This is a genomic window from Oleiphilus sp. HI0066 (assembly GCF_001635725.1).
Map to the genome: position 1 here is coordinate 1 of NZ_LWFH01000020.1, position 1043 is coordinate 1043.

General features: G+C 42.1%; 2 protein-coding genes. Both read right to left on the reverse strand.

Annotation, left to right across the window (positions count from 1 at the left end; genetic code table 11):
• Nucleotides 1–13: 13 nt before the first annotated feature.
• Nucleotides 14–415, reverse strand: a complete 402-nt coding sequence (locus A3738_RS00670; RefSeq protein ID WP_068476025.1) for an RNA-binding S4 domain-containing protein — start codon at nucleotides 413–415, stop codon at nucleotides 14–16.
• Nucleotides 412–1043 (reverse strand): HAD-IA family hydrolase (locus A3738_RS00675; RefSeq protein WP_068763263.1); only part of this gene is annotated, 632 nt, incomplete at its 5' end. The genes A3738_RS00670 and A3738_RS00675, both read right to left, overlap by 4 nt.

The following is a 1043-nucleotide window of genomic DNA, read 5'->3' on the forward strand; positions in this document are numbered from 1 at the left end:
TATCTCTCTGTCTCTAATCGTTTCGTTGATCTTTGAAACGATGAATTAAACGACGATCCCGTTTATTCGGTCTTCTAAACGGTACTGGCTGACTTTCGCGTTCCGCACGACGCTCCGCCACTTTCTTTTCACGCTCTATTCGACTTTCTTCCGTTTCTTCGTATAGCTGTTGAGCTAAGGTTGCGTTTTGACGACGATCTGACAAGCTAGCCACTGTCACGACTTTATCCACCCAGCCTTGTCGAATTTGCAAAGTAGCGCCCAAATCGACCGTCTTACCTGGTTTGCAACGCTGACCGTTGTATTGCACTTTGCCGCCCTCTACAGCTTCTTTAGCCATAGACCGGGTCTTAAAAAATCTTGCTGCCCACAACCATTTATCGATACGAACTTTTTGCTCAGAACTTTCTGTCATGACGAAGGCATTACATCCATAAATGAAGACAACAAAGGATAGTCACTTTTCACTCTCATAGGTCCGCGGCTATCTGGTTTTACGATATTGATCAAATGCACGAGTCCCGCTTTTTTAGCAGAATGAAGGACATCTTCATTATCATCAAAAAATACTGTTGAGCGTGGATCAAAATGTACTTTGTTGCGCAAAGCTGTCCAAAACTCTGGATCTTCTTTCGGTAAGCCAAAATCATGAGATGTATGCACTTCATCAATATAATCGCCTAGATTGGTGCATTGCATCTTAATTTCAACACCTGCTCTGTGAGAATTTGTCACAAGCAATACGCGATAAGGTCCAGCGGATATTGCACTCAGGAATTCTTCAGCAAATGGCCGGTAGGCTATTTTGTCTTTCACTTCATGTTTTAATTGGATCAAATCCATATCAAGTAAGTCAGACCAATAATCAAAACAATACCAATTTAAGGTTCCTTTAAGATCTCGAAAATACTTGCTCAGAAATGTATTCGATTCTTCAAGCGTCATTCCTCGCGTATCAGCGAAGCGCTTTGGAAGATGTTGCATCCAAAAATAATTATCGAAATGCAGGTCTAACAAGGTGCCGTCCATATCAAGGAAGACGG